Annotated in this window: 8 protein-coding genes; 2 read left to right on the forward strand and 6 right to left on the reverse strand. The window is 50.7% G+C overall.

The window, feature by feature from the left end; translation table 11 throughout:
- Window positions 1-178: 178 nt before the first annotated feature.
- The 3 genes from ACQ76X_RS14075 to trxA all read right to left on the reverse strand — a co-directional run bounded on the left by ACQ76X_RS14075 (window position 179) and on the right by trxA (window position 4,432).
- Complete coding sequence (locus ACQ76X_RS14075) at window positions 179-1,777, reverse strand: sensor domain-containing diguanylate cyclase (protein WP_438494631.1); 1,599 nt, start codon at window positions 1,775-1,777, stop codon at window positions 179-181.
- 198 nt (window positions 1,778-1,975) lie between these two features.
- Window positions 1,976-3,985, reverse strand: coding sequence for an excinuclease ABC subunit UvrC (gene uvrC / locus ACQ76X_RS14080; protein ID WP_438494633.1), 2,010 nt, complete (start codon window positions 3,983-3,985; stop codon window positions 1,976-1,978).
- Between the two features lie 129 nt (window positions 3,986-4,114).
- The gene (trxA, locus tag ACQ76X_RS14085; protein WP_038596102.1) at window positions 4,115-4,432 is read right to left on the reverse strand and encodes a thioredoxin; all 318 of its coding nucleotides are present in this window, start codon (window positions 4,430-4,432) and stop codon (window positions 4,115-4,117) included.
- 351 nt (window positions 4,433-4,783) lie between these two features.
- On the opposite strand from trxA, the gene ACQ76X_RS14090 reads away from it, so the two are divergent.
- A complete protein-coding gene (locus tag ACQ76X_RS14090; protein ID WP_144024388.1) occupies window positions 4,784-4,942 on the forward strand; it encodes a YqzM family protein in 159 nt (52 codons plus the stop codon).
- Window positions 4,943-5,209: 267 nt separating this feature from the next.
- Here the strand turns inward: ACQ76X_RS14090 and dnaI are convergent, their stop codons facing one another.
- The 3 genes from dnaI to ACQ76X_RS14105 all read right to left on the reverse strand — a co-directional run bounded on the left by dnaI (window position 5,210) and on the right by ACQ76X_RS14105 (window position 8,232).
- The gene (gene dnaI / locus ACQ76X_RS14095) at window positions 5,210-6,166 is read right to left on the reverse strand and encodes a primosomal protein DnaI (RefSeq protein WP_038600668.1); all 957 of its coding nucleotides are present in this window, start codon (window positions 6,164-6,166) and stop codon (window positions 5,210-5,212) included.
- A 24-nt stretch (window positions 6,167-6,190) separates the two neighbouring features.
- Complete coding sequence (locus tag ACQ76X_RS14100; RefSeq protein ID WP_438494636.1) at window positions 6,191-7,732, reverse strand: helicase DnaB; 1,542 nt, start codon at window positions 7,730-7,732, stop codon at window positions 6,191-6,193.
- 203 nt (window positions 7,733-7,935) lie between these two features.
- The gene (locus ACQ76X_RS14105; RefSeq protein WP_038596106.1) at window positions 7,936-8,232 is read right to left on the reverse strand and encodes a YuiB family protein; all 297 of its coding nucleotides are present in this window, start codon (window positions 8,230-8,232) and stop codon (window positions 7,936-7,938) included.
- Between the two features lie 346 nt (window positions 8,233-8,578).
- On the opposite strand from ACQ76X_RS14105, the gene hemQ reads away from it, so the two are divergent.
- On the forward strand, window positions 8,579-9,337 hold the full coding sequence (gene hemQ, locus ACQ76X_RS14110) for a hydrogen peroxide-dependent heme synthase (RefSeq protein WP_340896717.1): 759 nt from the start codon (window positions 8,579-8,581) through the stop codon (window positions 9,335-9,337).
- The last annotated feature ends 72 nt before the right edge of the window (window positions 9,338-9,409 follow it).

Here is a 9,409-nt window from a genome sequence, read left to right on the forward strand (position 1 = left end):
ACCTCGTTTTATCTCCTTTTGAAGAAGCGGTCATAGAGCACCAATGCAACCAATATGGTAAACACCTGAATTAGAAACTGGCCCTACTGATTATGACAACATTTAACAATATATAACATTTCTACATGATTCCCGGATTCCCCTTATCTTCGCAAACCGGTAAATTTCACTATAATCTTCAATCGTTAGGCTCAGCAATCACAGTCCTGTTTCTCCCCCCTTTCTTGGCCAGATACAGCGCCCGATCCGCCATCTCCAGCAGCGCTTCTTGCTCTGACGCATGTAAAGGATAGTGCGCTACGCCTTGAGAGACCGTAAGCCGTGTTGGAATGGGAGCCACGCTTTGTTCAAGGGCCAGCCGGACTCTTTCGGCTACATTAAAAGCTTCCTCTGGTCTTGTTTCAGCCAGCAGAATGACGAACTCTTCACCTCCGTAGCGGTAGCAGACATCACTTGGGCGAAGCGAGGATACTATAATTCCGGCAACGTGTTTCAGTACTTCGTCACCAGTAACATGGCCATAGGTGTCATTTACGAGTTTGAATCTGTCTACATCCAGTACAATGAGCGAAAACGGCAGCCCGGAGTCAATCCAATGACCCAGCTGATATTTAAGCGACCTCCTGTTCATTAAGCCCGTCAGCGCATCCGTCGCGGCCTCCTGAGTAAGCTGATCCGTCTGTTTCTGAATATCCGTTACAGCAAGCAATACGGCATCGGTCAGCAACTCTGCCTCCCGGCTCCATTGTGGCCTTACCTCCGGAATTACAATGTTCTCCTTGCCTATCCTGCTCACCAGATTTGCCAGATGCACAAACGGCCGGGCCAGCTTGTATGCTATGAAAATAACGCCCATCAGCAGCATAAGAAACGGGAAGAACGAATACGCGATAATTGTCCGGAGATGGCCCATCAGCTCTTGATGGATGATACTAATCGGCGATACGACCGCAATCCCCCATCCATTAGCTGGAACACTGGAGTAACCCGCAAGCACCTCAATGCCGCTGGTATTAATTACTTGCTCTTTTCCGTGCTCTCCCTTCATGAGCTTCTGCACAGCCTTGTTGGTGCGGATATCTCTCCCGATAAACTGCTTGTTTGGATGGTACAGTAGCCGCCCCTTGGAATCCACGATATAAAAATAAGAACCGTAATCGTCCACGTTGTTATTTCCATAGATCATAGACAGGATATTATCCTCCTGCAGATAAAGCGTCCCGCTCAAAATACCGAGATATGTTCCGTTCCTGCCGAAAACCGGTTGACTCATAAATACGATTAACCGCTTAGTGTTTGGGGTTAGGTAAGGGGATGAGAGATATGGTTTCTGTAGCGCCAGAGCCTCCTGACCGGCTTTGGAGGTAAGAGTTTTGCCGGCCGTTCCCACTTTTGCAGGAACTACGTTGCGGATCACCCCGTCGACATCAACTAAGGAGATGGAATTGAAGAAATTGCTGCTGTTGCGTATCAGTTCCAAATAATTATCCACTAGTTTCGGAGTCATAGCATCAAAATCAGAGAGTACACCAGCATTGTATTTCAGGCTATTGCGCATGGACAGGAATAAGGAATCCATCGTCTTAGACATTCGTTCAGCGCTGGAGTAATTCAGCTGGAGTGTCGTCTCTATCAAAGATTGTTTCTTGGACTCGTAAGAGCCAATCAGCAGAATGCTTGAAGTTAGCAGAACCACCAGCGTCACCAGGCCTGTAAGCAGCCATGTGAGACTGATTTTTTTACTAGGACACAGTTCGGCCCTTCTTACTGTAAACAAACGATAACCCTCCTCATTTCTATAAAAAACAACTAAATACATAATACATCAAATCATGACGTTATTCGATAAAAAGATGGCGCGCAAATGCCCGCCGCTGCTCGGCTCTCCCCGAGACGCAACCCTTATCTGAACCCTCAAAAAAAAGGCCGACCCGTAGGGGTCAGCCTGGAGTCCGCTGCAATGGAAGCGGCACGCCTACACGGACGGTTCCTCGTCCTTCAGCGCCTCAAGAATCTGCCCCGCCAGCTTTTCGCCAATGGAGAGGGGGCGGAAATCCTCAATCGAGGCCTCCTTAATTTTCTTGAGTGAGCCGAAATGCTTCAGCAGCAGCTTCCGCCGCTTATCACCGATGCCCGGAATGGAGTCCAGCTTCGAGGTGACCATCGACTTGCCGCGCTGCTCGCGGTGGAAGGTGATCGCGAAGCGGTGGACTTCATCCTGGATACGCTGCAGCAGATAGAATTCCTGGCTGTCGCGCGCCAGCGGCACCGGCTCGGCAGAGTCGCCGATCAGCAGCTGGGCGGTTTTGTGCTTGTCATCCTTGACCAGACCGCAGACGGGAATGTAAAGACCGAGCTCGTTCTGCAGGATGTCGATGGCCGAGGAGATCTGCCCCTTCCCGCCGTCGACCACAATCAGATCAGGCTGCGGCAAATCTTCCTTCAGCACCCGCTCATAACGCCGCCGGATAACCTCGCGCATCGTTTCATAGTCATCCGGTCCCTGGACCGTGCGGACCTTGTATTTGCGGTATTCCTTCCGGGCAGGCTTGCCGTCAATGAATACTACCATCGCCGACACCGGATTGGTTCCCTGAATATTCGAGTTATCGAAGGCTTCTATCCGGCTGAGCGATTCCAGACCCAGGCTCTGGCCGAGGCTGAGGGCCGCTCCAGAGGTCCGTTCCTCGTCCCGTTCAATGAGACGGAACTTCTCATCAAGCGCCACACGGCTGTTCTGGCAGGCCATGCCGACCATCTGCTTCTTGAGCCCGCGCTGCGGCACAAGCACCTTGACGTTCAGCCATTCCTGCAAGGCTGCCGCCCCTCCGGCCGCATCCACGGTGCCGGCTGCAGCAGCTTCGGCCGCTGCGGCTTCACGCTCTTCTGCATCCTCTGCCATATCCTGCGCCGTTACCTGACCAGTCTCCGCCGCAGCTTCATCAGCGGAGGCCGCCTCGGCAACAAGCGCTGTGAATGCACCTGCACCGGTCATCCCATTGTCACCGGAAGCCGTGGCCTGAGCCGGTTTATCCGTGCTTTCCTCCAGCTTATCCGGCAGCAGGATCTCCTGCGGCAACGCCGGATTGTCGCTGTAATACTGCGTCACATAAGACATAAAGTCACTGTAAGCCTCTCCGTAGAACGGAAAAGCAGACGAATGGCGCTGAATCATTTTACCCTGCCGCATGTACAGAATCTGCACACACATCCAGCCTTTATCCACAGCATAGCCGAAAACGTCGCGGTCCTTGGTATCCGCAGTGTTGATCTTCTGCTTCTCCATCAGGGCATCGATGTGGATGATCTGGTCACGCAATTCCTTGGCCCGCTCGAAGTACAATTCCTCTGCGGCTTCCTGCATCTTTTGCTGCAAATCCTTCTTAACCGCTTCATGGCCGCCCCCGAGAAAAGCGGCAATATTCTGCGTGATTTCCTCGTAGGCGGATTTGGGCACTTCCTTCTCGCAAGGTGCCAGGCACTGGCCCATATGATAATAGAGACAGACCTCTTTCGGCATTACTCCGCATTTGCGCAGCGGATACATCCGGTCCAGCAGCTTTTTTGTCTGATGGGCCGCGTAAGCATTCGGATAGGGTCCGAAATATTTCGCTTTATCTTTAATCACCCGGCGCGTAACCTCAAGCCGCGGATGAGCTTCATTCGTTATTTTCAAATACGGGAACGTCTTGTCGTCCTTCAAAAGCACATTGTAACGCGGCATATGCTTCTTAATCAGGTTGCACTCCAGAATGAGCGCTTCCATATTGCTGGAGGTCACGATGTATTCAAAATCAACAATATTGGCGACAAGCCGCTGGGTTTTACCATTATGGCTGCCTGTAAAATAAGAGCGGACGCGGTTCTTCAGCACTTTGGCCTTGCCCACATAAATGATGGTGCCTTCTTCATTCTTCATCAGATAGCACCCGGGCAGGTCGGGCAGCAGTGCCAGCTTATTGCGGATATTATCGTTATAGTCCATGATTTCTCCCCCACCTAGACTTGGCTGCAGCTTATAAGGTAAGTTTAGCACACAAAGCGCCTCCGGATAAACCGGAGGCGCTTTGGCGGTTGGGCCGGATCGGCCCAAGTACAACAGCATCAAATAAAATTATTGATGTTTAGCTACGATATTCTTAAGGGAATCCTTGGAGTTCAGTCCAACAACTTTATCCACGGGTTGGCCGTCTTTGAAGAAAATCAGCGTAGGAATGCTCATTACTCCAAAACGGGAAGCCGTTTCCGGATTCTCATCTACATTCAATTTAGCAATTTTAACGCTGTCTCCCAGCTCGGTGGACAATTCCTCCAGAATAGGGGCAAGCATTTTGCAAGGGCCGCACCAAGGTGCCCAGAAATCTACTACAACAGTACCTTGACCTTCCACTTCGCCGACGAAGGATTGGTCAGACACGTTCACGATAGCCATGATATTGTTCCTCCTTTAAGTTTTGCGAAGCAATATCCGCTTCTATAGCGTACGCTAGTTCGAGCGAATTCACTCCGAAATGTTAGCGGGATAAAAATGTTTCATGTAATATGATAACCAAATTACCATTTACCGACACATCAACAGTATAACATATATACAGTGCTTTTGGGAAATGTTTTAGACAATTACATTGTATAAAATCTATTTTTTGTAAGAGAAACTCATCTTTACATCTCACCGCTGAGTTCGTATACTTGAGGAAAGCGCATTAATTGTCAATGACTTCTCTCACATGTATAACTGTAACCTATTTAAGTGCAGGCATGCAACCGCAAGGAGGAGCAAGCTATGGATGTCAATGCTAAGGTCCGGGACCCGCGGGAACACTTCAATGAGGAGCCCCGCAACGATTTAGGTGATTTATTGGCCGGTTTTTTTGGAATGACGGGATTTATGACGCTTGTTTTCTTCGGAATGGTAATCGTCAAATTCATTCTCTCCGAATAGACAGGCAGGCTTTATCACACAGCGCAAACCTCCAGCCTTTCCCCACAAGGAAAACGCTGGAGGTTTGTTTGCGTCAATCCGGTTTATAGCCCAAGTGGAAACGGCTTTGCCGTCCTTTTTTAAGGACGGTACCGTTTCAGCGAGAAATAGAAGGATAAGTTATCGTGTGAAACATATAAATTCTTATATTTTCAAAAAAAACAGCGGTGCCTTGGACTTAACGTCCCGGGCTGCCGCTGTTTGTATGTTTAAAGCTGGTTCTTTGCCTTATCTGCCTGTTCCGCGCTGATTCTCCCCGTGCAGGGGAATAACCTCTACAAACGGAGCGATACGGTCCATCAGCCGCTGGCCTTTGTAGAGCTCTTCGCCGTCCTTGCTGGTGAAGCTCAGATGCTTCTCCAGGCCGTCCAGCGGATAATTCGAGGTATAGAAGGTAGGTTTACGGTTCATCCGGTAGTTGAGGATTGCTCCGAGCACATGGTCGCGGGCCCACGGATTCAGGTTCTCCGCACCGATGTCATCAAAGATAAGCAAATCGCAATTCTTCAGGGTATCGACGGTTTCCTTCAATTTCTGGCCGTCCAGCATGATCGACTTCAGATCCTCGATAAAATCGGGCATGTACACAATCACACCGCTATACCCTGCAACCGCCAGCTCATGGAGCAGGTAACACATCAGGAACGTTTTACCTGTTCCGAAAGTGCCGTGCAGGTAAATCCCCTGCGAAGTAAGTCCGTTTTCTTTGATTCTTTCAATATAATCAAATATTTTATTCACGGCTGAGGCCCTGCGCGGGTCCTTGCCCATAATATCCATCTCGTCATAACCGCCGTTCAGCACCCGTTCGTCTACATAGAAGCTGCGGATCCGTTTGCGGATGCTGTCCTGATTATCCTGTGCCACCTTAAGATTGCAGGCTGTCTTGCGTTCATATAGATCCGACGAGCCGTTAACGGTCTCAACTGTAAGCTTGCTGTAGTGCCCGGGGAAATCATTCGGGCATTTCTCCAGGCCGGGACAGTTTGCACAGTGGCGGCTCTCCTCGACATATTGATATAACCGGCTCAAGTGAACCTTGAGCCGCGACTCCTCCAGCTCCGGATGCTCAGCCTGCAGCTGCTTCACCAAAGGATGGTTCAGCAGATTCTGCTCAAGATCGCGCGAACGCTGGCGCAGAGCGGAATTGTTCATCGAACGCAGCACTTCGCCCATAGACTCCATTGCCATTTCCGCACCTCGCTTTCTTTACGGCGTCTTCGAAACGCCCTTTTTCTTACTGGCCTTAATCTCGGCCGCTTTCTTCATCATCGCCGCGAATTCCTCTTCCGATACGGTTCCGGCACTGCCGTCGTCCAGCACCATCGGAATTTCCGGCTTGGCGGAGCGCCCGTTCTTCGCATAAGAACGCTGGCGTGTTCCGGACGCGCCGGTGGAGCCGGATGCCGCTCCTTTGCCCTTGACCTTCGACTGGTCACGGATGTAGCGCACCGCCTTCTCGTACGTGTTCACCTGCTTCACCAGCATATTGGAGGCGATCGCCTCAACGAAATTGCGGTTCATCCGCTGATCGCCGCCCGAAGCCACCATCGTCATCAGATAGTGAATCAGCACATTGATGACTTCACCGCTGAGTTTGTAGTTCAGATCTATTTTCTCAAAAATATCCATCAGCTGGCCCGGCACCGCACCCGGAAAAAAGGTTTGCAGCAGCCGTGTATAAGGCTCGTTGCGCAGCATCATATTATATTGGTGAATATCGCATTTGGACATGAATTGCGGAGGAACCTCCACATAATATTCCATCTCAACCGACTGCTCCGGCGGAGCAATGGAATCATCGCCTTCCTCAGCCGCTGCTGAGCGCAGCGAGACTACCTTGGCCGCAGCGATCTCCCGTTTCTCCTGCCGCTTCATATCCTGGCGGAAATGCTGGCTCGCCTTGTACTGCAGCGTATCAAGAATGACCTCACCGTCAGGCGTAAAGACCCCGTCCTCATCCAGCAGGCGGCTTAAATCCTGGGGACTCAGCTCATACTTATGGGCCACATAATTAATGACACCCATCTGGGTATGATCAAAACGCAGCTTCTCAACATGAACCCGGTTAACCGATTCCCTGGGGAACCGCAAAATAATATCGCTGTAGCCGATGGCCGGCTCGCCGCTTTCGCGCGTCCCCGGCTGGCGGACTGTAGCCACCTCGGCCAGCGCCTGCTCCAGCTCATAATCTATCACATGGGTATTCAATTGAAAGATATCATAAAAGGGCAGGGAAATATTCTCTTTGCCAATCGACCGGCAGCTCCATTCCTCCGGCTCGCGGTTCCAGAACTGCTCGCGCAGCGACAGCACAGCGAATTTGCCGATCTTGTCCCGCAGGAGTAGCGTCAAATGCTGAGTTGCAAAAAAGTCAGCCGGCGACAGCGGCGGCAGCAGCTCGTATTCATACATATAATCCTCGGTTTCCCCGACATAGATCCGGCAGGTCTGAAGCAGCCCCACCGCTTCCAGCCGGGAAGCCTGATCCACTAAATATTTGCGGCCCTTCTCATTCGGTTCAACTCCAAGCGTCATAAACAGCCTGCGCTGCTGCTCCACTGTGGAGTAGCCGATTGCTTCAGCCGGAATATGTTCAAACAGCAGCCTGTAAAGGCTGATTGCAAAGGCTCCGACCATCGGCTGATAGACCGAACCCAGCATACGTCCATCCACACTGCTTAGACCGAATTCGCGGGAAACGCAGTACCGATGATGTTCGGTGAAATGATGCAAGTTGCTCATACGCATCTGCGGATACCTCCCCCTTTTCTACACGAATTCATATAGATTTCTATTCTATCACAAAACACCCGGCCGGAAATGTAAAAAAAGAACCAAATAAGGCGCATTTCGCCGCATTATCGGCCCCTTATGAACACTTGCTGGCGATAGCGGGCAAAAAAGAAAAAAACGGCCTGAGTGCAGCCGTTTCTGTATGATGCAAATCTTTATCAGAACATTTTATAGCCGCCAAGCCGCAGTTTCTGGATCGTCCAGCCGCTGAGCACCGCACCCGCAAGTCCGGCAATCCCCGTAAGATAATCCACAATATGAAAGGTGGACAAATGCTCCCAGAGCGTCATGGCGCTTCTATCCCAGATGGAATAAATTACGATCGGCAGAATGACAATCACGAACAGATACGCGGGAAACCAGGTGGTCTTCATTAACATATTGAGGATAAAGCCAATGCCGAACATCATGACAAAGAATAAAACGGCCAGAACCAACACAGGAATAAACCCCATCGTACCGCCATCCCCTCTCTCTATAAAGAACCGCACACTAAGCCTTAATTAATAGTAAGTTTACTAGAAAAAATGTAACGAAGCAATGAACATTATTGCAGCTCACGCTCCATTCAACTCAAATGCCGGTGTCAGGGTTTGCTCTGGGCCTCCCGCATGCGATACAATGCAAATAGATCAATCGGATCATACATAGAAGCGTATGCTTTCGAAGCCAGTTTTACGCAAAGTTATTTTCTACGAGGCGTTTGCTTCGTAATACTAAAGCGTAAGCTTTCGAAGCCAGGTTTACACGCTGTGATTCCTACGAGGCATATGCTTCGTAAAACTTTGAAGGAGTGAGAACATGAACGAAGCCGCTTTGACACTGGAAGGCTGGTATGCACTACATGACTTCCGCTCGCTGAACTGGACGGCCTGGACGGCTGCCGATGATGAAGAGCGTGCCGTTGCCCTCGAGGAGCTGCATGCTTTTATGCAGGAATGGGGCCCGGTTGAAGAAGCCAAGGAAGGAAGCTCCACCGTATACGCCATTGTCGGCCAGAAGGCTGATTTCGTGATGATGTTTCTACGCGAAAGCCTGGAAGCTTTGAATAGCCTTGAGACCGCCTTCAACAAAATCGCCTTTGCCCAATATACCACCAAATCCTACTCTTACGTCAGTATTGTTGAACTTAGCAACTATGCTGCCGGCGGAAGCGCCGGGGATGGCAGCGATCCCATGCTGAATCCGCATGTGGCAGCCCGCCTGAAGCCGATTCTGCCGCAAGCCAAGCATATCTGTTTCTATCCGATGAACAAGAAACGCGAGCTTGCTGACAACTGGTACATGCTCGATATGGAGAAACGCCGTGAGCTGATGTATTCCCACGGCCTAATCGGACGCGGTTACGCCGGCAAGGTAAAACAGATTATTACCGGCTCCGTCGGTTTTGATGATTGGGAATGGGGCGTTACACTGTTCGCCGAGGATGCGCTCCAGTTCAAGAAGCTGGTCTACGAAATGCGTTTCGACGAAGTCAGTGCCCGCTACGGCGAATTCGGCCCTTTCTATGTCGGCAATCTGCTGACTCCGGAGAGCTTCGAAGAGATGCTGAAGCTGTAATCCCGCGGACAGCCGCACACTGTATTTCATATTATGGCTTTTATGCCGGGTTCATAGATACACAAACACAGA

Origin of the sequence: Paenibacillus sp. IHBB 3054 (assembly GCF_051594305.1) — a bacterium.
GTDB lineage: Bacteria > Bacillota > Bacilli > Paenibacillales > Paenibacillaceae > Paenibacillus_AQ.